The 23,210-nt window shown below is 67.7% G+C and carries 21 protein-coding genes; 11 read left to right on the top strand and 10 right to left on the bottom strand.

Annotated elements, in window-relative coordinates:
- The first annotated feature begins 2 nt into the window (after window positions 1-2).
- From V6K52_RS18900 to V6K52_RS18870, 7 genes are all read left to right on the top strand, one after another.
- Window positions 3-1,472, top strand: a complete 1,470-nt coding sequence (locus V6K52_RS18900) for an LLM class flavin-dependent oxidoreductase (RefSeq protein ID WP_353951654.1) — start codon at window positions 3-5, stop codon at window positions 1,470-1,472.
- Window positions 1,441-2,136, top strand: a complete 696-nt coding sequence (locus tag V6K52_RS18895) for a DUF2461 domain-containing protein (RefSeq protein WP_353951653.1) — start codon at window positions 1,441-1,443, stop codon at window positions 2,134-2,136. Before V6K52_RS18900 ends, V6K52_RS18895 begins: the two co-directional genes overlap by 32 nt.
- On the top strand, window positions 2,136-2,552 hold the full coding sequence (locus tag V6K52_RS18890; RefSeq protein WP_353951652.1) for an MmcQ/YjbR family DNA-binding protein: 417 nt from the start codon (window positions 2,136-2,138) through the stop codon (window positions 2,550-2,552). Before V6K52_RS18895 ends, V6K52_RS18890 begins: the two co-directional genes overlap by 1 nt.
- 12 nt (window positions 2,553-2,564) lie before the next feature.
- Window positions 2,565-2,969, top strand: coding sequence for a DUF6855 family protein (locus tag V6K52_RS18885; RefSeq protein WP_353951651.1), 405 nt, complete (start codon window positions 2,565-2,567; stop codon window positions 2,967-2,969).
- A 62-nt stretch (window positions 2,970-3,031) separates the two neighbouring features.
- Window positions 3,032-3,928, top strand: coding sequence for a hypothetical protein (locus V6K52_RS18880; protein WP_353951650.1), 897 nt, complete (start codon window positions 3,032-3,034; stop codon window positions 3,926-3,928).
- Window positions 3,929-4,085: 157 nt separating this feature from the next.
- Window positions 4,086-7,205, top strand: a complete 3,120-nt coding sequence (locus V6K52_RS18875) for a BTAD domain-containing putative transcriptional regulator (RefSeq protein WP_353951649.1) — start codon at window positions 4,086-4,088, stop codon at window positions 7,203-7,205.
- A 90-nt stretch (window positions 7,206-7,295) separates the two neighbouring features.
- Window positions 7,296-8,162: a hypothetical protein gene (locus V6K52_RS18870; RefSeq protein WP_353951648.1), complete on the top strand. Its 867-nt coding sequence runs from the start codon at window positions 7,296-7,298 to the stop codon at window positions 8,160-8,162.
- A gap of 91 nt (window positions 8,163-8,253) precedes the next feature.
- On the opposite strand, the gene V6K52_RS18865 is transcribed toward V6K52_RS18870, so the two are convergent.
- From V6K52_RS18865 to V6K52_RS18855, 3 genes are all read right to left on the bottom strand, one after another.
- Entirely contained in the window at window positions 8,254-8,985 is a 732-nt protein-coding gene (locus tag V6K52_RS18865; protein WP_353951647.1) for a CHAP domain-containing protein, read from the bottom strand.
- Between the two features lie 109 nt (window positions 8,986-9,094).
- Complete coding sequence (kynA, locus tag V6K52_RS18860) at window positions 9,095-9,964, bottom strand: tryptophan 2,3-dioxygenase (RefSeq protein WP_353951646.1); 870 nt, start codon at window positions 9,962-9,964, stop codon at window positions 9,095-9,097.
- Between the two features lie 83 nt (window positions 9,965-10,047).
- Window positions 10,048-11,253, bottom strand: a complete 1,206-nt coding sequence (locus V6K52_RS18855) for a thiolase family protein (RefSeq protein WP_353951645.1) — start codon at window positions 11,251-11,253, stop codon at window positions 10,048-10,050.
- Between the two features lie 76 nt (window positions 11,254-11,329).
- On the opposite strand from V6K52_RS18855, the gene V6K52_RS18850 reads away from it, so the two are divergent.
- Both V6K52_RS18850 and V6K52_RS18845 read left to right on the top strand, forming a co-directional pair.
- Window positions 11,330-13,108, top strand: a complete 1,779-nt coding sequence (locus V6K52_RS18850; protein ID WP_353951644.1) for an ABC transporter ATP-binding protein — start codon at window positions 11,330-11,332, stop codon at window positions 13,106-13,108.
- Window positions 13,109-13,166: 58 nt separating this feature from the next.
- Window positions 13,167-13,844 carry a sirohydrochlorin chelatase gene (locus V6K52_RS18845; protein ID WP_353951643.1) on the top strand — a complete coding sequence of 226 codons (678 nt, stop codon included), beginning with the start codon at window positions 13,167-13,169 and terminating at the stop codon, window positions 13,842-13,844.
- A 67-nt stretch (window positions 13,845-13,911) separates the two neighbouring features.
- On the opposite strand, the gene V6K52_RS18840 is transcribed toward V6K52_RS18845, so the two are convergent.
- The 3 genes from V6K52_RS18840 to V6K52_RS18830 form a co-directional block, all read right to left on the bottom strand.
- Window positions 13,912-15,078: a M23 family metallopeptidase gene (locus V6K52_RS18840; RefSeq protein ID WP_353951642.1), complete on the bottom strand. Its 1,167-nt coding sequence runs from the start codon at window positions 15,076-15,078 to the stop codon at window positions 13,912-13,914.
- A gap of 330 nt (window positions 15,079-15,408) precedes the next feature.
- Window positions 15,409-16,500 (bottom strand): GNAT family N-acetyltransferase, encoded by a 1,092-nt coding sequence (locus V6K52_RS18835; protein ID WP_353951641.1) that lies wholly within the window; start codon window positions 16,498-16,500, stop codon window positions 15,409-15,411.
- Complete coding sequence (locus tag V6K52_RS18830; protein ID WP_353951640.1) at window positions 16,497-17,297, bottom strand: HAD-IIA family hydrolase; 801 nt, start codon at window positions 17,295-17,297, stop codon at window positions 16,497-16,499. Before V6K52_RS18830 ends, V6K52_RS18835 begins: the two co-directional genes overlap by 4 nt.
- 96 nt (window positions 17,298-17,393) lie before the next feature.
- Between V6K52_RS18830 and fumC the strand changes: the two genes are divergently transcribed.
- Window positions 17,394-18,785, top strand: a complete 1,392-nt coding sequence (fumC, locus tag V6K52_RS18825) for a class II fumarate hydratase (protein WP_353953816.1) — start codon at window positions 17,394-17,396, stop codon at window positions 18,783-18,785.
- Window positions 18,786-18,790: 5 nt separating this feature from the next.
- Here fumC and V6K52_RS18820 read toward each other — a convergent pair whose 3' ends face one another.
- The 4 genes from V6K52_RS18820 to V6K52_RS18805 form a co-directional block, all read right to left on the bottom strand.
- Window positions 18,791-19,279, bottom strand: a complete 489-nt coding sequence (locus V6K52_RS18820) for a cupin domain-containing protein (protein ID WP_353951639.1) — start codon at window positions 19,277-19,279, stop codon at window positions 18,791-18,793.
- A 73-nt stretch (window positions 19,280-19,352) separates the two neighbouring features.
- The gene (locus V6K52_RS18815; RefSeq protein ID WP_353953815.1) at window positions 19,353-19,829 is read right to left on the bottom strand and encodes an Rrf2 family transcriptional regulator; all 477 of its coding nucleotides are present in this window, start codon (window positions 19,827-19,829) and stop codon (window positions 19,353-19,355) included.
- 292 nt (window positions 19,830-20,121) lie between these two features.
- Entirely contained in the window at window positions 20,122-20,826 is a 705-nt protein-coding gene (locus V6K52_RS18810) for a helix-turn-helix transcriptional regulator (protein ID WP_353951638.1), read from the bottom strand.
- 61 nt (window positions 20,827-20,887) lie between these two features.
- Window positions 20,888-21,310 carry a DUF5990 family protein gene (locus V6K52_RS18805; protein WP_353951637.1) on the bottom strand — a complete coding sequence of 141 codons (423 nt, stop codon included), beginning with the start codon at window positions 21,308-21,310 and terminating at the stop codon, window positions 20,888-20,890.
- 61 nt (window positions 21,311-21,371) lie between these two features.
- Here V6K52_RS18805 and V6K52_RS18800 point away from each other — a divergent pair, with 61 nt between their 5' ends.
- Complete coding sequence (locus V6K52_RS18800; RefSeq protein WP_353951636.1) at window positions 21,372-23,186, top strand: alpha-amylase family glycosyl hydrolase; 1,815 nt, start codon at window positions 21,372-21,374, stop codon at window positions 23,184-23,186.
- Window positions 23,187-23,210: the final 24 nt, after the last annotated feature.

Genomic DNA, 23,210 nt, shown 5'->3' with positions numbered 1-23,210 from the left:
CCATGCCCGACTACGGCCTAGACGTGGAGTTCGGCATCTTCCCGAGCCCCGACGCTGCCCGCCACCACGAGGTCCTCGAGCTGGCCCAGCTCGCTGATGTCCTCGGCCTCGATCACGTGAGCATCCAGGACCACCCCTATCAAGCAGCCCACCTCGACACGTGGACCCTGCTCTCTGCGATCGGCTCCAGGACGACTCAGATCCGGTTGTCCACCAACGTCGCCAACCTGCCGCTCCGCCCGCCCGTCGTGCTCGCCAAGGCGGCAGCGAGCCTGGATCTCCTCACCGGCGGCCGGGTCGAGCTCGGCCTCGGCGCGGGCGCGTTCTGGGATGGGATCGAGGCCGCCGGTGGGGGCGGCAAGACTCCCAAGGAGTCCGTCGACGCGCTCGTCGAGGCGATGACGATCATCCGATCGTTCTGGGCGGGGGAGAGAGGGCGCCTCGACGGCGAGCACTACTCGAACCACGGTCTCAAGCCGGGGCCGCGTCCTGCCCACGACATCCCCATCTGGCTCGGCGCCTACAAGCCCCGGATGATCAGACTCACGGGACAACTCGCGGACGGCTGGGTCCCGTCGATGGGCTACGCCGACCCACCGGCCCTGCCCGACCTCAGCGCCCGCCTCGACGAGGCTGCCGTGGCCGCAGGCCGCGCTCCCCAGGACATCCGTCGGATCTACAACATCTTCGGCCAGTTCGGCTCCGGTTCCGGCCTCTTTCGTGGGACTCCCAAGGACTGGGCGGAGCAGCTCACCGACCTCGCCGTGGGCATCGGGATGGACACCTTCATCGTCGGTGCCGACGACCCCGACTTCGTGCGCCGCTTCGCCGCCGAGGTCATGCCACTCACCCGTGAGCTCGTCGCTGCTGAGCGTGAGGGTGGGTCGCCCGGCGTGCCGCTGGAGACGGAATCACCTGCGCCGGCCGAGCGGGAAGCGGTTGCGACACAGGACAGTTCGTCCTTCACCGCCGCGCAGCTCGCCATTCCGGCGCACCTCGTCGAGGTCCACGACTACCTGCGCTCCGAGCTCGACCAGGTCCGCGACATCGTCCGGCAGGTCCGCGAGGGCCACACGAGCGTCGGGCAGGCGCGTTCGGTCATCAACACGATGACGATGCGCCAGAACAACTGGACCCTCGGCGCCTACTGCGAGTCCTACTGCCGGATCGTCACCGGCCACCACACCAACGAGGACCGCGGCATGTTCCCGCACCTTCTGCGCGCCGATCCATCGCTGGAGCCCATCGTCACCCGCCTTCACGACGAGCACGAGGTGATTGCAGGCCTGCTCGACCAGCTGGACCAGGCGCTCGTCGCCCTCGTGGGCGATCCCGGCTACGGCTCCGACGGTCAACGAGCCCTCGACACCCTGTCGGGCGCGCTCGACCAGCTCACCGAGTCGCTCCTGGCTCACCTGTCCTACGAGGAGGAGGCGCTTCATGACCCGCTCGCCATCCACGGCTTCGGCTGACCCGGACTCGGCAGATGTGCCCGGCATCCCGCTCGACGCCGTCGAGTTCTATCGCGAGCTCGAGGAGTCCAACTCACGTGAGTGGTGGACCGCGAACAAGGACCGGTATGCCGCGAGCGTCCGCGAGCCGTTGGCTCACCTTGCCGACGTGCTCACCGAGGAGTTCGGTGAACCCAAGGTCTTCCGGCCCAATCGCGACGTCCGCTTCAGCAAGGACAAGACGCCCTACAAGAACCACCAGGGTGTCTTCGTGCCAACGTCGTCGCGGATGGGCTGGTACGTCCAGGTCGGCGCCGACGGCCTCCGCACCGCCGGCGGCTTCTATGCGTCGGAGTCGGACCAAGTGGCTCACTATCGCGCGAGTGTCGACAACGACGTCGTGGGTGACCAGCTCATGGATCTCGTCAACACGTTGTTGGACAACGGTTTTGACATCGGAGGTGACGTGCTCGCGACGCGACCTCGCGGCATACCGGCAGATCATCCGCGACTCGAGCTGCTCCGGCACCGCACCCTCACAGCGACGCGCGACCACGGCACGCCGGACTGGCTCGAGTCCGACGAGGTCGTCGATCGGGTGCGCGAGGACTGGACGGCCATGCGACCGCTCATCGAGTGGTGCGAGCAGTACGTCGGTGCGAGCGAGAAGCCGGAGCGGCGCTGATGGCACCCAGGGCACGCAAAGCACGCAAGGCCCGAGCCAGCGACGTCGACGAGATCGCCGCGGCGCTGCCCGAGACCGAACTCGGCATCTCGTGGGGCGACCGCCCGACCTGGAAGGTTCGCGGCAAGGGCTTCCTCCTCTATCGGATGCCGCACAAGACGGCCATCGACCCCGAGACCGGTGAGATGTGGGACGACCTGCTCGTCGTCATGACCGGCGACGAGGGAGTGACGTTGGCCCTACTCGAAGCCGACGGCCCCTTCTTCACCATCGACCACTTCCGAGGGTTCAACGGTGTCCTGGTGCGGCTCTCGCGGCTGGGCGAGATCGACCGTGACGAGCTCGCCGAGATCATCACCGAGGCGTGGGCGGCAAAAGCTCCCAAGAAACTCGTCCGCGAGCACCTCGGTGACTGAGACACTGCGAGGATGAGCGGAGACGGAACCAAGGAGTCCCCCTGGGAGCTGACGACAGCCCCCGGGACGTCGGCCTACACGATGTATCGCGACGAGGCCGGTGATCCGCCCGCGCTCGTGTGCCAGGTCGGGTCAACGACCCTCAGCTACCACCTCAGCGCCATCGAGGACCTCCACGCGATGCTGAGGGAGCACGGTGACTGGGTCGAGCTCGGTGCCGCTGACGAGAAGAAGGCTGCCAAGGACGGAACGATCGAGGCGTGGGGTCGCTCCGAGGACAACCCCGTGCGCGGCTGGTACGGCCTGCGCAAGGGCTATCGCGGGCGCTTCGGGATGTATCTCCCGCCCCTGCTCGAGGAGCTCGGACTCATCGAGCTCGAGCACAACCCACGCAACAATCGGGCCCGCGCCATCTGAGGAGCGGTCGTTCGCAGCCGATCCGCAGCGAATCCGCAGCGACGACCGTGAACCTCTGAGGCATGACCTCAACGATCAGTCGTCGATCACTGGCCCGGCTCGGCCTCGTCGCCGGAGCCGGCGCCGCCACCACTGTGGCCGCCGCGAGCTCAGCCTCTGCGGTGAGCTCGACCTTCCGGGTCGGCCACCTCAACATCCTCAGCACCATCTCGCACGCCGACTTCATCCATGACCTCAACCTCATCGCAGGCCACTGCCACCTGCTCGGTCTCAACGAGGTGCAGTTCCGTCGCGACGAACTGCGGACCTGGGCCGACAACAACGGCTGGCACCTCTACATGCCGTCCGGCACGTGGCCCGGAGCCGAGCCGCTGCTCGCCCGCAAGTCGATGTTCCGGGCGACGAGCAGCGGCGACCGGGGCTCGACGTTCGTCTGTGACACCGGCGGGAGCGCCGAGCCCCCGCCGCCGCGCTACCTCACCTGGATCAGCTGGGAGCACATCCCCAGCGGGCGGCACGTCAACCACGTCAACAGCCACCTCAACGCGCACATCGACGACAACGGCTCTCCCTACGACCTGCCACGCACCGGCGACGCCGAGAAGCACATCCGGATGATCCGCGACCTGGCCGTCGCGCGCTCCGACAACGGCCAGGTCGTCGTCAGCGGCGACTTCAACGTCGACTACCAGGACGACAAGCGCGTTCAGTACTCACGGTTCCCCTACACCGTGCTCGAGGAGAGCCAAGCCGCCGGTGCCATCCCGGGCCTGCGGTCGGGCTACTCGCAACTGGGTGTGACCAACCTGCCGACCCTGGGCAATCGTCGGATCGACTACATCTACGAGTGGGTGCGTGTTCCGTCGAGCCGCCTCATGGAGATGACGAACCACTACGTCGTCGACGGGACGAAATCTGACCACAACGGGGTGGTGGCTGCCTTCAGCATGACCCACTGAGACCACCTCAACCCACCCATCAGGATGAGACGCTCCGGCTCTTCCTGATGACAGGCATGCCCAGCATCGATAGCCTCGGCGGGTGGCCAGTCGCTCCCTTGGAGGAACACCGGTTCGGAGTGCCCCAGAGGCACCCGGAGGGGATCTGTCTGCGTGCGTGCTCGGGCCGGTCGCTCTGGCCTGTCGCGGTGAGGACGTGTCACTCACCCCGTCGGAGCGCCTCCTCGTCGCTGCACTCGTGGTCGCCGAGCGACGAGTTGTCACCGTTGACGCGCTCGCCGAATGGATCTGGTCCGGTCGCCCCCACGCCTCGCCGCGAAACCGAGTTCAGGCTGTCGTGTCGGGTCTGCGGCGCAAGGTGGCTCCGGACCAGCTCGTCGTCACTCACGAGGCGGGCTACCGGCTCCACGAGGAGGTCTGGACCGACCTCAGTCATCGCAGCGCCCTGATCCGGCGCGCGTCGACGCTCGAAGTGGCGAGCCCCGAGAAGCACGCCCTGCTCCACGAGGCCGAGTCCCTCGCCTTTGGCCCTGCCCTCGAGGGGGTCACCGACAGCCCTGACGTCGACGCCCGCCGCCGACGGATCGACGAGGAGAGCCTCGAGATCGCCCTCGAGCGCATGGATGTGGACCTGGCCACCGGCCATCTCGATGGTCTGGTGAGCGAGCTGGGACACCTCAGCGAGCTCCATCCCTTCGACGAGCACGTGCACGCCCTCCTCATGAGGGTGCTCGTGCGCGTGGGTCGCCAGGCGGCGGCGCTCAGCATCTATCGCGAGATCTACACCCGCCTCGATGACGACCTCGGGGTTCGACCCGGTCCGATCCTCGCCGCGGCCCACCACGACGTCCTCAGCTTCGACGACGGTGGCAGTGGCAGTGTTGGTGGCACTGACAGTGACAGCGCCGGTGGCAGCGGGAGCGGCAGCGTTGGTAGGGGCACGGCCACAACCCCGCAGACACCGAAGTCCGACGCGTCCGCACTCCCACGGCTGCGACAGGTCCCTGCGCCGCGCACGGTGCCACGCAGTGTGGCCAACCTCGTCGGGCGGGCCAGCGAGCTCGAGCGCATTCGCTCCGCGGCGACTGCGGGGTCGAGCGTCGGACCAGCGCCGGTCATCGCCGTCACCGGTCTCGGCGGCATGGGCAAGACGGCGCTCGCGGTCGAGGCGGCCCACCGGCTGCGCGACGACTTCCCCGACGGCACCCTCTATCTCCACCTCAACAGCGAGACCGGGCGAGCCGGCGTCACGAGCGTCCTCTCGCACTTCCTGCAGCTTCTCGGTGTGCCGCCTGACGTCCTGCCCGCAACCCACGACGCACGCGTGGCGATGTATCGCTCGATCCTCGACACCAAGCGCCTCCTCATCGTGCTCGACGACATCGGCGCGGACGTCGACGTCCGTGAGCTCCTGCCGGCACGTGCCCCCTCGGCTGCCATTCTGACCAGCAGGCAGCCACTCTCCGAGTGCGAACCCACGGTGCGCATCGTCGTGAGCGCGTTGACCGACGACGAGAGCGAGGTCCTCCTCGGCGGACTCGTCGGTGACAGTCGAGTGGGTGTCGAGCCCGATGGCCTCAGGCAGCTGGCCCAGGCCTGCCTCGGATTGCCCCTGCTGCTGCGCATCACCGCTCAGCGCGTGGCGTCGCGGCCCGACCTGTCGTTGCGCCGGGCTGCCACGTCACTGGCCAAGGAGATCGGTGGACAGCCAGCGGCCGAGCCGTCCGACCGGGCGGTCTATGCCGGCCTCGGGCTCGCAGAGGCGCCGCTCAGCCCTGGAGCCCGTGAGCTCCTCGGCACCTTCGCTGCCCTCCCGTTCCGCGCGGCGAGCCGCTGGCTGTTGTCGTCGCTCGTCGGTCCGGACGCAGATGGTGACGCTGCCCTCGACGAGCTCCACGCGGCATACCTGCTCGAAGTGGAGTCCCGTGAGGGACTCTCGACCCAGTTCGTCCTCCACGACCTCGTGCGCCTGTATGCCGTCCAGTCCGAGGTGCCGCCGGACGTCACCGGAGCTCTGGGCCGGGTTGCGCAAACCCTGCTCGTGACGGCGCTGCCCCAGGCCCAGGGCTACCCGGTGCAGTTCCTGCCGCTGCCGGCGTGCCCCGAAGGTGGGCGGCTGCGGCGCGGCGGCAGCGGTGTCGACCCCCACGAGGCGCTCGAGTTCTTCCGCACCGAACAGGACGCATTCGTCCTGTGCGCTCGCGAGGTGGCCGAGTCCGACCCCTCGACGGCTTGGCGGCTCCTCGTCCTTCTCGGGCAGCACGCCCTGGGCGGCCTCGAGATCGACAGCTGGTTCGCCGTCGCGGACACCGTGCGGGGCAATCTCGATCCTGACCGCACGGACGACCGTCGCGGACTCGCGCACCTCGATCTCGTCGAGGCGCACCTGCGCCACGAAACAGCCCACTCTCGCCTGGCCGCGACGCTCGCGACACGGGCACGCCGGTCGATGCTGCTCGACGGTGACCTCGCGGGTGCCATCGTCGCCGCCGTGATCCTGGGCCGAGCCCACCGTGCCAACGGCGAACGGCTCGCAGCCGAGGAGGCGTTGGACTGGTCGACCCGCACCGGCAACGACCAGGTCGAGCCGGTCGTGCGTGCCTACGTCGCGCTCGCGTGGGGCAGCCTGCTTGATGACTATGACGTGCTCGAGACCGCTCGTGAGCGGCTGCTGCAGGCGACTCACCTCTTTGAAGGTGTCGACGACTGGTCAGGCTCTGCCACAGCTCAGTTCGCCCTCGCGCGGGTGCATCGCCGACTGCGTGACTACGCCCCGGGGTTGCCGCTCTGCGACTCGGCGACCGAGCTCTTCGTCCGTCTCGGCGACGTCAACGGCGTGACTGCCGTGCTCGACACCCGGGCCGACATCCTCGTGCAGATGGGCGAACCCGATCAGGCGCTGCCCGCGGCCGAGGAGGCCGTTGAGCAGGCTGCGATGCGCCATGACGACTTCATGCTGCATCGAGCCCAACGCACCCTCGGACGCGTTCAGGCTGCGTTGGATCGACTTCAGGAGAGCGAGGCGATGTTGCGCGACAGCATCGCTGGCTTCGAACGTCTCGACCGGCCTCTCAGCCGCGCCGCGAGCCTGCGGGACCTGGGTCGAGTCCTTCACCTGCAGGGTCGCGGACCCGAAGCGAGTGCCGTCTTCGTCGCCGAGCGGGACTGCCTCGTGCGTGCTGGTCTCACCGACACCACGGAGCTCGACGCGATGATCGCCTTCCTCGACGCGGAGCACGGCGCCCTGCGGGGGCCCAGCGATCACGGCGCGGCCTGACCGCAGCCGATCCGCAGCGAGTTCGCAGCGCCGGCTGGTCTGCTCATCCCAGAGGCCCGCAGGGGTCTCGCAACGGGAGAGGACATGATCGTGCAGAAGTCACAAGGCATGCGGATCCGTCGACGTGGCGCGACTGCTGTCGTCGCCACCCTGGCCGCCGCGGTGAGCGTCGGCCTCGCCAGCGGCCCGGCGGCCGGAGCATCCACGGCGACGACGGCACTGCCCGTCGTCAACCACGAGCGGCTCGTGCTCGCCGCCCAGCTGGACCCGAGCAAGCCCGACCGCGGGCTGACAGCCGGCGCCGAGGCGTCGGTCAAGACGATCAAGGGCGTGCTGAGGGCCAAGGGCTTCCTTGTGGCGACCGACACCGACGGGCACTTCGGCCGGGGTGCGATGGATGCCTGGCGCAAGTGGGAGGACCAGGTGCACGCCGACCCAGTGGCCTGGTCGACCAACGGTCTGCCGAGCCTCTTTGAGCTCAACGCGCTGGCCCCGAACCGGTTCACGGTCAGTGCGCCTGTCGACCAGGGGGCCTGGGTGACCGAGAACGCCGAGGCGGTCAACGAGCGGACCCGCGCGATGTTCCGCAGGGCCGAAGCCCTCAGCGCCTCGGACATGACCATCACGCAGGGCCGGGGCGGCGCCGACGCGTCAGTGGGCACCCACCTCGGCGGTGGCGTCATCGACATCCGGGTCAACGACAACCCCGCCAAGACGAACGCTCGGGTCGCGGCCCTGCGCGAGGTCGGCTTCGCGGCCTGGTTCCGCAACTGGGCCGGCAACGAGCACATCCACGCCATCGCGATGGGCGACCCGTGGGTGGCCTACGGCGCACACCGCAGCCTCTGCCAGATCTACCAGTTCCGCTTCGGTGGCGAGGGTGGCTCGTGCAGCGACAGCACGGCCGGGACGGACCGCCCGATGATCTGGTGGGAGCAGTACCAGTGCACCCTCTGACCCATCTGTTGCTCCCCATGACGGAACCTGGGGTCCGGAGGGTTCATTTCCCTCCGGCCCCAGGTTCCCCTCCGCATGCTGTCGGGACCTGTCACTCGCGGGCGGTGTGTCCCATGAAGTGCTTGTCCGGGAGGGTGGGGCCGTCTGCATCCCACGCGTAGGTGCGGCGGTTGATCTCGTCGCCGGCGACGTTGCCCTCGACGCTCGTGACGACCTTGGTCGTGGCATTGACGGCCGTGACGACGCCGACGTGACCGGTGGCGACACCGTTGTCGACGCCAGCTGCCCCGGCTCCGTTCTGCCACACGAGCACGTCGCCGGGCTGGGGAAGTCGGGTCTGCGCGAAGCGGAAGTAGGGCGTCTTCGCGTCGGTGCGCCAGGCCTGTGACCGCAGATAGAGGGCCGGGATCCGCGGGAAGCTCGCTGGTGCCGGGGTGTTCTCCCCGGTCCACACGCGAGCCACGAAGTAGCCGCACCAGTCAAGGCCGCTCGCATAGCCATCGCTGTAGTCGTTGAACTCGTTGCGGTTGGTGTTGCTGCCGCTCCACTCCAGGACGTTGCGCGTCGCCGACGGGCGGGTGCTGGTGCGGATGGTGCCCGCCGCATCCTTGTATTTCACGCCGGTGGTGAGCAGGGCGTTGGCCCGGTCGACGGACTCCTGCCGAAGGGTTGAGAGGGCGGCGGCAGTTCCCTGCGGACCGGATCCGACAGTGGTGGTCGCATGAGCGGCGGTAGCGGCCGTAGCGACAGGGGTGGTGCTGGTTGCCGAGACGGCGGCGATCGCCGCGACGCTGGCCAGAGCGCCGATGTTGCGGAGCTTCATGGTGGTGCCTTCCCATGATCAGAGAGTGGGGCTGGTGCCCACCCGGGACGGTGCCGCAGACCGCTGCGAATCCACTGCGAAACCGCTCCCACCCTGACCCGGGAGCCGGTCAGGAAGGTGGTGCGCCGATCGCGGTGCGCACCGCGAAGAGCTCCGGGAAGAAGGTGAGCTCGAGGGCGCGCTGCAGGAACCCGACGCCGCTCGAGCCGCCGGTCCCCGTCTTCATCCCGATGACGCGCTGCACCGTCTTGAGGTGCCGGAAGCGCCACAGCTGGAAGTTGTCCTCCAGGTCGACGAGCTCTTCGCAGGCCTCATATAGGTCCCAGTGGTTCTCTGCGTCCTCATAGATCCCGGTGAGCACCTGCACGAGCTCGTCGTTCGGGACGTGAGCGACGCTCACGTCACGATGGAGGATCTCCTGCGGCACGGCATACCCGCGTCGTGCGAGATAGCGGAGGAATTCGTCATAGATGCTCGGCGCCTCCAGGAGTTCTTCAAGCATGGCGTATGCCGCGGGGTCGGCTTCGTGGACCTTGAGCATCCCGCGGTGCTTGTTGCCGAGCATGAACTCGACCGCGCGGTACTGCACGGATTGGAAGCCCGACGCGTGACCGAGGTAGCCGCGGAACTGGCTGTATTCGGTCGGAGTGAGCGTCGCGAGGACGGACCACTGGTCGGTGAGGGTGCGCTGGATGTGCTTGACCCGGGCGATGCGTTTCAGGGCGACGCGCATCTCGTCCTGCGCGAGCAGCTCTGCGGCAGAACGGAGTTCGTGCAGGACGAGCTTGAGCCACAGCTCTGACGTCTGGTGCTGGATGATGAAGAGCAGCTCGTCGTGGTGCTCGGGGTCGCTCACGGGGTGCTGGGCGCTGAGGAGCTCGTCGAGCGAGAGGTAGGAGCCGTAGCTCATCTCCTTGGCGAAGTCGGTGTGGATGCCCGCCTCGATCGCCCGGGTGTTGCCCTTCGAAGTCTCAGTCATGTCGCCACCCTAGAACCTCGCCTTGCGTGCCTGAGAGGACGCCAGGACGTCCCCTCAGCCACACAAGGCGAGACTGTGCTGGGTCAGATGCGGCGGAAGAGGGCGGCGAGGGCCTGGCCGCCGCCGATGCACATCGTCACGACGCCGGTCTCGAGGTCGCGACGGTGGAGGTCCTTGGCGACGCGCAGCGACAGGATCGCGCCGGTGGCGCCGACGGGGTGGCCCAGCGCGATCGCACCGCCGTAGGGGTTGACCTTGTCGGGGTTGATCTTGGCGTCGCGCACGACCGCCACGGCCTGCGACGCGAACGCCTCGTTGACCTCGAACGTGTCGATGTCATCAGGGCTCAGACCTGTCTGGGCAAAGAGTTTCTCGAGCGCAATCACCGGGGCGTAGCCCATGAGTTCGGGCTCCATCGCGCCCGTCGTGACGGCCTCAAGGGTGACGAGACCCGTGAGGCCGCGCTCGGCAGCGACGGACTCACGAGCCAGGACGACGGCCGCGGCGCCGTCGTTGATCCCGGACGCGTTGCCGGCCGTGACGGTGCCGTTCTTGTCGAACGCCGGCCGCAGTCCCGCGAGGATCTCTAGCGTCGTGTCGGGCTTGGGGTGCTCGTCCTCGGTGGCCGTGAACGGCTTGCGCCCGCCGACCTTGACGGGCGTGATCTCCTGCGCGAATGCCGCGCGACCCGCCTCGCTCGCGGCGAGCTGCTGGCTGCGGAGGGCGAACTCGTCCTGCTGCTCACGGCTCACGTCGTAGCGCTTGGCGACGTTCTCGGCGGTGACGCCCATGCCGATGTTGTGGAACGGGTCGGTCAGCATCATCATCGTGCCGTCGACGAGCTCACGGTTCCCAAGGCGATAGCCCGCACGGGCACCGAAGTCATAGAACGGCATACGCGACATTGATTCATCGCCCCCGGCGAGCGCGAAATCGACGCCGCCCCAACGCATCTGCATCGCGGCCGACCAGATCGCCTGCAGGCCCGAGCCGCACAGACGATTGACCGTGTATGCCGGTGCCGACTTCGGGAATCCGGATGCCAGTGCCACTCGGCGGGCGTTGTAGGCGTCGGGCCCGACCTGGCCGATGCAGCCCATGACGACCTCGTCGATGTCCTCGGGTGCCACGCCGGAGCGGCTGAGTGCCTCGCGGGCGGCCGTAGCGCCGAGCTCGTGGGCGGCGACATCCTTGAACATCCCGCCGAAGCTGCCGATGGGGGTGCGGGCACCGTCGAGCAGGACGATCTTCTCTGCGTTGCCTGAGATGCGTGCGTTGCCTGAGGTCATTTGGCCATCGTAGGAAGGGTTTCGCCGACGGGACAGGGCTGTGTGGTGTGACCTGCGCGGGACCTAGGGTTGCCCGGTGACCCGTCCCGCCAGCCCCGACCGCCCACTCCACGCTCTTTGGCAGCGACACCGCCGCTACCGGGGTCGCCTCGTGGCCGCCGTGACAATGTCCACCGTCAACAAGGTCGCGGACGTCGTGCCGGAGCTGCTCATCGGGGCGGCGGTGGACGTCGTCGTCCGCGGGACCGACTCCTACGTCGGGACCCTGCTCGGCGTGGAGTCCCGCTATGCCCAGTTGGCGTGGCTTGCGGCGATCAACGTCGTCGTCTGGGTCATCGAGTCCCTGTCGCAGTACGTCGCTGACGTCCTGTGGCGAGGGCTGGCCCAGGGGGTCGAGCACGACCTGCGGGTCGAGGCGTACGACCACGCCCAGCACCTCGACATGTCGTGGCACGAGGGCCGGGCGAGCGGCACGACCCTGGCCACGCTCAACGACGACGTCAACCAGCTGGAACGGTTCCTCGACGTCGGGGCCCCCGCGATCCTCCAGACCGCCCTCAACGTGGTCCTCGTCGGGGCTGTCTTCGCGGCGGCCAGTGGCCAGCTCTTCGTCCTTGCGTTCCTGCCGATCCCGTTGGTGATCGCCGGGTCGCTGCTCTTCCAGCGGCGCCTGGAGCCGCTCTACGCCCGGGTGCGCGAAACGGTGTCGGACCTCTCGGGCGCCCTGAGCGCCAACCTCGCCGGCATCGCCACCATCAAGGCGTTCACCGCCGAGGCGCGCGAGCAGGACCGGATCGCGTTGCTCTCCACGGCATACCGTCAGGCCAACGTCGACGCGATCCGCTCGAGCGCGGCGTTCGTCCCCCTGGTCCGGATGGCGATCCTCGCCGGCTTCACCTGCACGCTGCTGTTCGGTGGCTGGGCGACCCTGCGCGGTGACTTGGAGATCGGGACCTACTCCGTGCTGGTGTTCATGACCCAACGGCTGCTCTGGCCGCTCACCGAGGTGGCGACGGTGCTCGACCTCTACCAGCGCGGCCGAGCCTCCGCGGGGCGGATCCTGCGGCTGCTCGACGAGCCGGTGACCGTCCCCGCCGGGACGCAAGCGCTGCGGCGTCCGGTCCGGGGCGCCGTGGAGCTGCGCGGTGTGGTGGCCGGCTACGGAGAGGGGCCGGTGGTCCTCCACGGTCTCCACATGCTCATCCCGGCGGGGGAGACCCATGCCATCGTCGGCTCCACGGGTTCGGGCAAGTCCACCCTGCTGCGACTGGTGCTCCGCTTCGACGATCCGCGGGACGGGGCGGTCCTCCTCGACGGGCGCGACGTCCGCGACCTCGACTGGGACTCCCTGCGCGGGTCGATGGGCTACGTCGCCCAGGACGTCTACATCTTCTCGGGGTCGGTCGCCGACAACATCGCCTACGGGCGACCCGACGCGAGCCGGGAGGAGATTCGCGAGGCGGCGATTGCGGCCGCCGCGGTGGACTTCATCGACGCACTGCCTGAGGGCTTCGACGCCCACCTCGGTGAGCGGGGGGTCAACCTCTCCGGCGGTCAGCGGCAGCGGGTGGCCCTGGCGCGAGCGCTCCTGCGGGACCCGGCGGTGCTCGTCCTCGACGAGGCCACGAGCGCGGTCGACAACGAGACCGAGGCCGCCATCCAGGCCTCGCTGCGTCAGGCAACGATCGACCGCACCGCGATCGTCGTCGCCCACCGGCTCTCGACGGTCCGGCACGCCCACCGGATCTGGGTCCTCGACGCCGGCCGGGTGGTCGAGGCGGGTACCCACGAGCAGCTGCTCGAGGCCGATGGCAGCTACGCGTCCTTGTGGAAGGTCCAGACCGGCGAGCTCTGAACGGCCACCTGCTGGCGCGACCCCATGGCTCGCCAGCGCATGTGCTGGACTTCTGCCCATGGAACACACCGCGGTCGTCCTCGTCGCCCACGGCACTCGCGATGCGCGCGGCTCCGAGACGGTGCGACGGCTGGCCGGACGGGTCGGTGAGTCGTTGCCGTCGCAGGAGGTGGCGCTCGCCTATGTCGACGTGCAGGAGCCACTGGTCGATGACGTGCTCGACGACGTCATGACGCGGCACGCCTCGGTGGTCGTGGTGCCGCTCCTGCTCAGCCGCGGCTTCCACGTCGACGTCGACATCGCCAACGCGGTGGCAGCGCACCACGGATCGCGCGCGGTGGCGCCGCTCGGCCCCGACCCGATGCTCGCTGCCCTCATGGCCGCTCACCTGCAAGCGAGTGGGGTGGCGCCCGGGACGCACGTCGTCATGGCGGCGGCCGGGTCCAGCCGGGCGGTGGCAGCCGAGGATGTGGAGTCGGCCGCGGACCAGCTGGCAGAGGAGTGGGACGCGCCGGTGACTGTCGCCTATGCCGCGGGCACACAGCCGTCGGTGCCGGACGCCGTGGCTGCCGCTCGGGCGGCTGGGGCGTCGACGGTCGCCGTGGCGTCCTATCTCCTCGCGGAGGGGTTCTTCCATGACCGGCTCGCCGACGCCGGCGCCGACATCGTGACACCACCGCTGGGAGACGACGACGCCACCGTCGCCGTCATCCTCAGCCGGTTGAGCCAAGGATGACGGCGACGGTGGCGTGCTGGGTTGTCAGACTCGAGTCATCCTCTCGGTTCGAGAGCTGATGGCGCCCTCAGCGTGTTGCGAAATAGCAGCCGGTGGTGGCCAATGAGGTGGGTGCGGGTACCGGCCTGTTGTCATAGATCGCCAGCAACAGCGCCTGCGGGCAGCGATTTGTGCCGCTCGTCTTGATCTGCACGTGCAGGTGGGGGTTATTGGCGCCGCCGCTGATGCCGGACCACCCGATCTGCTGCCCAGCCGTGACCGTGGCGCCATTGGCGATGGTGATGGAGTTGAAGTGGCAGTAGCCGTAATCCGCTCCGTCGTTGCCCCTGATGAACACTCCACGACCGCATTCGCCCGAATTGATCACACCGACAACCTTGCCGCCGTTGATTGCGGCCACCTTTGTCCCGATCGGGACGAACAAGTCGCTGCCCGGGTGGTCGTGGTGGTCGGCAGCGTAATCCGAGCGATCTGCTGCCGACGTGGGCAGTGGCAACGCGTAGTTGCCGTTCGCGCAGGTGACGGTGTTGTGTTGGGCGCTGAGTTTGGTTTGGGTCCAGCCGCTGGCGTCGATGGTTTTGGAGGCGGAGATGTCGGCACCGCTTCCGTCGGTGGGGTTGGCGTCGCGGTAGGCGTAGAGGGCGGTGGCGTTCTGCCCGTAGAAGATGCCGGATCCTGCGGACAGGAGGTTCTTCATGCCGCCCCAGGTCGATGGGCTGAGGGTGTGGCGGGTGTAGCTGTTGGCGCCGTTGGCCTTGTAACTGATGAGTTCGCCGGCAGTGCTGGTGGCCATGAGGGTTTTGGGTGCGGTGGCGGTCAGGGTTCTGAGGGATCCGAAGCCGGAGGCGCCGATGACCACGCGGGTGGTGATGTTGGCTGCGGCGGGCTTGGTGCCGTTGCCGTTGACGGTCACGGTGTATCGCAGCAGTTCTCCTGTGGCGGGCACGTTGCCGTAGAGGTAGTTGCCGTCATAGGTGAGGTGGCTGTGGGTCCAGCCCTGGCTGGAGAGCAGGGTCTTGGTGAAGCTCAGTGAGGTGTTGTTGGTGCCGATGTCGACCCGGTACAGGGCTCCGCCGGTAGTGGTGGCCAAGACGGTGTTGTAGTTCAGTGTGGTCAGGGTCTTGGGAGCGAATCCGAGGTTGGCTCCGGTGAGGACCTTGGTGCGAGTTTGGGTGTTGGCGTTGATCTGGCCAAAGGTCAGCCGTCCGTCGCTGAGTGAGCCATAAATGTTCACAGTCCCTGTGCACCCCGTGGCTGACGTCGCGGCCTGCGCCCCGGGCGAAGCTGCGAGCCCTGTCCCTGCCGCCAAAGCTCCTACGGCCAGTACGGTCATGAACCCCCGCTTGATCACTGATCTCATTTTCTGTTCCCCCTCCGAAAGGCGAAAGCGCCTCGGCCCCCGCCGTGTCCACCCGCATCGTTGCGGGGCGTGGGATCAGGATGTTCACCGGCCACGCAAACGTCCATGGCCATGGCGAGAGTTCGCCATCGAGTCGCCCTCGACAGGCGACTTCCTGGTGGAACCACTAACCTCGCGCGCCGGCGGGTGCCCGCAGAGAGGTGGTCAGTCGTCGTTCGTGATGTCTCGGTGCCAGGACTCGGTCTTGTATGCCGTGACCCACCCGAGCGAGACATAGAGACCGTCCGCTCCGGTCGGGGAGTCGTCGTCGACCTCGAGTCCGACGCGGTTGTTGCCGCGCTCGGCCGCATCACGAATCACGGTGTGCAGCAGCGCTTTTGCGACACCACGACCCCGCGCGAGGCGATGGACGCCGATGTAGTCCACATAGGTCCCGAAGGAATCGGCGGAGTCAGGAGGGACGACCGTCGCAACGAGGGCACCGCCGGAGTGGGTCTCACCATCGATGTCGACCTCGGCGATCCACCAGTGGTCCCACCGGTGGCCCGGGTCCTCACGCAGCCGTGACAGGAACTCGGGGAAGGACTCCCGATAGCTGTTGAAGTGGTCGGTGAACGACTCCTCGAGCATGCGGTGCACGGTCTGCAGATCCGCCGCGACGGGGAGGCCAGTGTCGTGCTTGGCGACCTGTCGGATGGTCACACCCTCGCGGGCTGCGGGGAGCACGCCGTCCTCGGCCTCCTCGGGATGGACCGGCCGGGACATCTGCAGCCAGGTGCGGGTCTGGCGATAGCCCGCGTTCGACAGCCACCGGCGCTGGCGCGCGTCGTCGGCATAGGCCCCGGAGTCGAGCTGGGTGCCGGGCAGGTCTCGGCCGGCGGCGATGACGCGGCCGGCCTCCTCGGCCCACGTGAAGAGGGCACCGGACAGGGCGTCGGCATCGGCGTCCTCGATGCCCTCGACGGCCACCGTGACCTCCACGAGGGTGCGGCCGCCCGCACGGTCATGGTTGGTGGCCCAACCGAGCACCGTCCCATCGGCGGCCGCCACCAACGCCTGGTGCCGGGTCCACGATCCTTTGCCCGCGACGTTGCTCTCGACCACGTCGGTGTCGACGGAGCCTGAACCCTTGGCCATCCGCTGGTGCGACTCCGACAGGACGACCAGTGCGTCAACGTCCTCACGATCCGGGACGCGCGTGACCCAGCCGGACGGCATCCCCGTGAGATCTGGCAGGCCAACCTGTTTCGGCGGGATCGCGGTCGAGGGCTTCGGATCTGGCGCCTGCGAGGTCATGCGATGGGTCCTCCGGACTGGACGATCGGGACAAGGTCGGCGATGGAGTCCATCACAGCAGTGGGTCGATAGGGAAACAGTTCGACCTGATCTGGACGCGTGGAGCCGGTGAGCACAAGCACTGTTCGCAGCCCGGCTTCGAGCCCTGAGACCATGTCGGTGTCCATCCGGTCACCGATCATCACGGTGGTCTCCGAGTGGGCGTCGAGCCGGTTGAGGGCGCTGCGCATCATGAGCGGGTTGGGCTTGCCCACGTAGTAGGGCTGGCGGCCGGTCGCGGTCGAGATGAGCGCTGCGACTGAGCCCGTGGCAGGAAGGATGCCTTCCGGCGACGGCCCGCTCACGTCGGGGTTGGTGGCGATGAAACGCGCGCCCTTCTCGATGAGCCGGATGGCCTGCGTGATCTGCTCGAACGAATAGGTTCGCGTCTCGCCGAGGACGACGTAGTCGGGGGTGCGGCTCGTGAGGATGTAGCCGACGTCGTGCAGCGCCGTGGTGAGACCGGCTTCGCCGACGACGTATGCCGTGCCTCCCGGTCGCTGGTCGGCAAGGAACTGCGCCGTCGCCATGGCCGAGGTCCAGATCGACTCCTCGGGGACATCGATGCCGCTCGCCAAGAGGCGGGCACGCAAGTCCCGTGCGGTGAAGATCGAGTTGTTGGTGAGCACAAGAAAAGGCAGTTGGGCCGCTTTCAAGGCGTTGATGAAGTCGGCTGCCCCGGGGATCGCGTGCTCCTCGTGCACGAGGACGCCGTCCATGTCGGTGAGCCAGGTCTCGATCGCATGCGGCTGAGTCATCGCGCTGTCCACATCATGAAGCCATCCATCGCTCTGTCATGCGGCCATTGTCGCGCCTACGGTGGTGTCATGGCGCAACCTGACGACACAGAAGCCGTGGCACACCGCAGCGAGTCCGACACGATGGGTTCGATCGACGTTCCTGCACAGGCCTATTGGGGCGCGCAGACGCAGCGCAGCATCGAGAACTTCGACATCGGACGCGACACGTTTGTGTGGGGGCGACCAATGATCCGGGCGCTTGGCATCCTCAAAAAGGCTGCGGCACAGGCGAATGGCGAGCTGGGTGAGCTGCCCGCCGATGTGGCCGCGCTGATCGAACAGGCTGCGGACGACGTCATCTCTGGATCGCTCGATGCCCAGTTCCCCCTCGTCGTCTTCCAGACCGGGTCCGGCACGCAGTCCAACATGAACGCCAACGAGGTCGTGTCGAACCGCGCCATCGAACTCGCCGGCGGGATCCGCGGATCCAAGACGCCCGTCCACCCCAACGACCACGTCAACCGTGGCCAGTCGAGCAACGACACCTTCCCGACGGCCATGCACATCGCGGTCGTCCTCGAGTTCGTCGAGCGCCTGGAGCCAGCGGTCGCAGAGCTGCGCGGCGTCCTCGCGGACAAGGCCACGGCATACAGGGACGTCGTCATGGTCGGCCGCACACACCTGCAGGACGCGACCCCCGTGACCCTCGGACAGGTCTTCGGCGGCTGGGTCGCACAGCTCGACGAAGCGATGCGAGCAATCGCGTATGCCGTGGAGTCCACTCGCGCTCTCGCCATCGGTGGCACCGCTGTCGGGACGGGTCTCAACGCGCATCCGCGATTCGGGGCGCTGGCAGCGGAGAAGATCGCGGCAGAGACAGGCCAGGCCTTCCGTCAGGCACCCGACCTCTTTGCCGCGCTGTCGGCGCACGACGCCCTGGTGGGGGTCAGCGCTGGCCTGCGCACTCTCGGGGGAGTGCTCATGAAGGTGGCCAACGACGTGCGCTGGTATGCCTCGGGCCCGCGAAATGGCCTGGGAGAGCTGCGGATCCCCGAGAACGAGCCCGGTTCCTCGATCATGCCGGGCAAGGTCAACCCGACTCAGGCCGAGGCACTGACGATGGTGACTACACGGGTCTTCGGCAACGACGCGACCGTTGCTTTTGCCGGGTCTCAGGGCAACTTCCAGCTCAACGTCTACAAGCCCGTCATGGCACACGCGGTGCTCGAGTCGATCCGGCTGCTCGCTGACGGGTGCCGGTCCTTCACTGCTCACTGTGCCCGCGGGATCGAGCCGAACACCGAGCGGATCGATGCCAACCTTGCGAGCAACCTCATGCTCGTCACCGCGCTCAACCGGCACATCGGCTACGACAGGGCCGCTGCGATTGCGAAGCAGGCTCACCGGGAGGGTCTGTCGCTGCGCGAGGCAGCGCTCGCCTCGGGTGATGTGACAGGGGAGCAGTTCGACGAGTGGGTCATCCCTGAGGACATGACCCACCCCTGACCCGGTCAGCGCAGGCCCGGGCTGCCCGTCCTGTCGGCCCAGATCGCGCTGTCGACGTAGTGGTTGTCGTAGGTGTCCTGGGTCGCAGCCAGTTCGGCAGGATCCACCTCACCGCGATAGACCTGCTCGAGCAGTCGGTAGTAGTCGAACCGCGGCTTGGCGTCGGTCAACACGAAGAACACGTCGGCGTCCTCGGTCCCCGCTGCTTCGAAGGCGTGGGGGAGGTGGGGCGGAACGAGGAGGAAGTCGCCCTTCTCCAAGGTGGTGAGCGACTCGCCGAGGAGCACCTCCAGGGACCCGCCCAGGACATGGAAGAGTTCCGATGCCTCGCGGTGCAGGTGTGGGGGCGCCCCTGGCCGGCCGGCGCGGAAGGAGGAGCGATGGCTCGTGACAGCACCCCCTGTTGCGGGTGTGTCGGCCAGCAGGGTGACGCCGCTCGCGTCCAACGCCTCAGCGTCGGTGCGGCGGACCAGGGTGGCGTGGTGTGCGGTCATCGAGGGTCCTTTCACGGATGGATAGTGTCCAGAATTGTTTGAGCACGCTGCTGCTGATCCAGGCGTAGTGGTGTCAGGTGCGGATCGTGTCGAACCAGTGGCGGGTGTCCTCAGGGGTCTTCGGGAAGGAGTGCTCCACCGACTGCACGATGTCGGCAATGCTCTGCGACGACAGTTCCTTCCTCCAGGTCATCTCGGCCTGGCGCATCGAATGGGAGATCAGACACGTCTTGCGATAGTTCGTCCTGGCCTGGCCGCCCGGGCCGCTGCGCAGGATCTCCTGGCAGCGGAATGCGTCCTCTGGCCCGTCGATCGCCACGACGACGTCCAGCAGGGTGATCTTCTCGGGGGGCCGCGCCAGCTGGAACCCGCCGCGGGGCCCAGTGGTCGACATGAGGATGCCCGCGCGTGCGAGCGCCTGGAGCTGCTTGTTCAAATAGGCGGTCGGCAGGTCGTAGAAGGCTGCAAGCCGCGCGGCCGTCACGGACTGTCCGGGGATCCAGCACAGGTTGACGCATGTGTGCAGAGCCCATTCGACACCCTCGTTCATCCTCACGATCAAGGACATTACACATCCAGAATAGGTCTGGGGAGAGGCATGTCAAGTCGCCTAGCAGAGAACCGTCCTCGGCGTCAAGGTCGCGGCGAGTTCTCGCCACGGGCTCGACTCCTGCCGCCCTGCACGTCATCCTCGGACGTGTCACGGGCCAGCAGGGGGGCCCGTGAACGACATGCTGCTCCCACACGAGGCGGCAGAGGCTGGGGAATGCCAGTGCGTCCCAGGCAGAAGCATTGGCACTTCCCCCAGCCTCGCGTTCGTGAGGATGCGGCACTGCGCCACATCAGGTGCGGCTCTGGCGTCCACGGCCCAGCATGTTGAGGATCGCCTCGCTGCGTGAGTGGGCCTGCGTGACCTCCAGGATGGCGGAGACAGCCCGGGCCACGCTTCGCTCCGAGATGCCCAGCTGACGGGCGATGGCTGTGTCGGTCTTCCCCAGACACACCCCCCGGGCCACATCGAGCTGCCGTCGATTGAGCGGCGGCTCGGCTCCCTCAGGCAGGGCTGGGCGGGACTCTGCCACGGTGGCATGCCAGAGGGTGAGTGCCCCGGTGAGGAACTCGCCACCACTTGCGAGCCACGCCGTGGTGGCGCCGTCAACCGTCTCCGGACCGGCGATGACGGCGACCCGTTCGTCGACGATGATGCACTTGAACAGCACCGGCCCGATCCGCAGGTCCGGGGTGAGGGACGTCAGGAGGGGGTTGAAGCGCAGAGTTCGTGAAGGCGTGATCGTCTGCACATCGATGCCGCGGTCTCGGGATCGCGCGTCCAATGCGTACGCCACGTCCTCCGGGTCGAAGATCAGCGTCGGGACGGTGTTCCACACCGTGCTGCGGGTTTTCGCCTCCAAGGCGGTCAGACGCAGCATCACTTCGCTCTGTCCCACCCCGAACAGGCTGAGGCCGGGAGGCAGTGACTGCCCAACGTGCGCAACCAAATTGATCCGGCCCATGAGCCCCAAAGCCAGGCGTTGTGCCTCTGACATGTTCCCCCCTCCTGCCTGATTGTTCCCGCCAGTATCCGATCTGATTCGGAGCCCGTCGCCCTTATCTGTGAAGTGTCCAGCGAATAGTGGGTGGGCGAACCGCCGCACACACCGGCCCGCCACACGCGTCGACCAGTGACAGTCGTCCCTCGAGCACCGCTCCGGCAGCCGCCGACGCCATCTCTGCAGGGTCGAGAACCCCGAGCATGAGCTTGGCGCGCCGGAAACCCACGAAACCCGCACCCTCGTCCTGCCCCCAGTTGAGATAGAGGAAGCGGTCGCCGCGCTTCCCCTGCACCCACGGTCCTCGATAATCCACGCCGTCAGCAGTGACGACGACGTTGAGCTCCGCGTCGAACGTCATCGTCTCCCCAGTGACGGGCCGAGCGGACACGACGTCGCGACCACGCTGCATACCGACAAGAACAGCGCGCCCCGCGAGAACGGGAGGCGGCAGCGAGACCCCGACGATGCGTACGTCCATGCCCCCATCGTCGCAAAGGGCGCCGGCACGGGTTCGCACATCGCCGGACTAGGTTGACGGGATGAACTTCACCGCGCCTTCACCTCACGGCGGCATGGGCGCCACTCTGGTCGACGACGGTGTGACCTTCCGCGTCTGGGCTCCCAACGCCAAGCAGGTCTGGGTCATCGGCGACTTCAACGGGTGGGACAGCGGCAGGAATCCTCAGTTCGAGCGCGACGCCGATGCCACCGGCCTGTGGTCGGTGCACGTCCCCGGGGTCACCGCAGGCCAGGAGTACCAGTTCCAGGTAGACACCGGCTCCGAGGTGGTCTGGCGAGCCGACCCCTACGCACGCCAGATGACGAGTTCTGTGGGCAATTGCGTTGTCTACGACACCAATTCGTTCGACTGGGGCAAAAACGGGTTCCGTATGCCGTCGTGGGACGACGTGGTCATCTACGAGATGCACGTGGGCACCTTCGGGCGCGACTCAGGCTCGCGGGGCAGTTTCGAGTCGGCGAGTGCGGGGCTCGACCACCTGCGCGATCTCGGCGTCTCTGTGATCCAGGTGATGCCGCCGTTCGAGTACGCCGGTGACATCTCGTGGGGCTACAACCCAAGTCACCTCCTCGCGGTCGAGTCGACCTATGGCGGCCCCGATGAGTTCAAGCAGTTCATCAAGGCTGCCCACGAGAAGGGCATGGCGGTCATCGTTGACGTCGTCCACAACCACATCGGGCCCTCCGATCTCGATCTGTGGCGCTTCGACGGGTGGTCCGAGGGTGAGGGCGGTGGCATCTACTTCTACAACGACTGGCGTGGGGAGACCCCGTGGGGTGCGACTCGCCCCGACTACGGGCGATCCGAGGTGCGGGGCTACCTGCGCGACAGCGCGATGCTCTGGCTCGAGGAGTTCCGTTGTGACGGGCTGCGATTCGATGCCACCAACTACATCCGCTCCGTCACCGGCGGCACGTGGGACGGCGGCGCCGCGATCCCTGACGGCGCCGACTACCTCTCGTGGCTCACGTCCGAGATCATGGCGAGCCAGCCGTGGAAGCTCCTCATCGCGGAGGACCTCCAGAACGACCCGATGGTGACCACATTGTCCGAGCAGGGCGGTCTTGGCTTCCACGCCCAATGGGACGCCGGCTTCGTCCACCCGGTCCGCAAGGCGCTCACCGAACTCAGTGACGAGCACCGCGACGTGGAGGCGGTGGCCAGCGCTGTTCTCGGTGAGGGCCGGGGTCCTGCGGGCACGCGCGTCATCTATACCGAGTCGCACGACGAGGTCGCCAACGGCAAGACGCGACTGCCCGAGGCCGTGGCCCCGGGTGACGCCAACTCGTGGGCGGCCAAGAGGCGGGCTGCGCTCGGCTTCGTCACCGTCATGTGTGCACCAGGTCTGCCGATGCTCTTCCAGGGGCAGGAGTTCCTTGAGGACCGCTGGTTCGACGACTCGGTGCAGCTGGACTGGGGCAAGTCCGAGTCGCACTCCGGCATCGTGGCGTTGCACCGTGACCTGATTCGGTTGCGCCGCAATGCTGACGGCGTGAGCCGGGGTCTTCGCGGCGCGGGGATCACTCCGCTCCGAGTCGACAACGCGACCAAGGTTCTCGCCTTCCATCGGTGGGCCGAGGGCGGAGTCCACGACGACACCGTTGTCGTCCTCAACTACTCGACCCAGGTGCATGGTGTGCTGCCCGTCGGTCTGCCGGCCCCGGGCCTGTGGAAGGTGCGGTTCAACTCCGACTCGTCCGACTACGCACCGGAGTTCGGCGGCACCGATGCGTTCGACGTCCAGGCCAGCGGACCGGCCATGGACGGTTGCGATCAGAGTGCTGTCCTCACGCTCGGCCCCTACAGCGCAGTGGTCCTCACCCGGGAGACCTGACCTCTCCTCGACACCCAAGATGAG

This window comes from Knoellia sp. S7-12, assembly GCF_040518285.1.
Classification (GTDB): Bacteria; Actinomycetota; Actinomycetes; order Actinomycetales; family Dermatophilaceae; genus Knoellia.
Note: the sequence above shows the minus strand (reverse complement) of the source record. Positions and strands in the feature narration are given on the sequence as shown.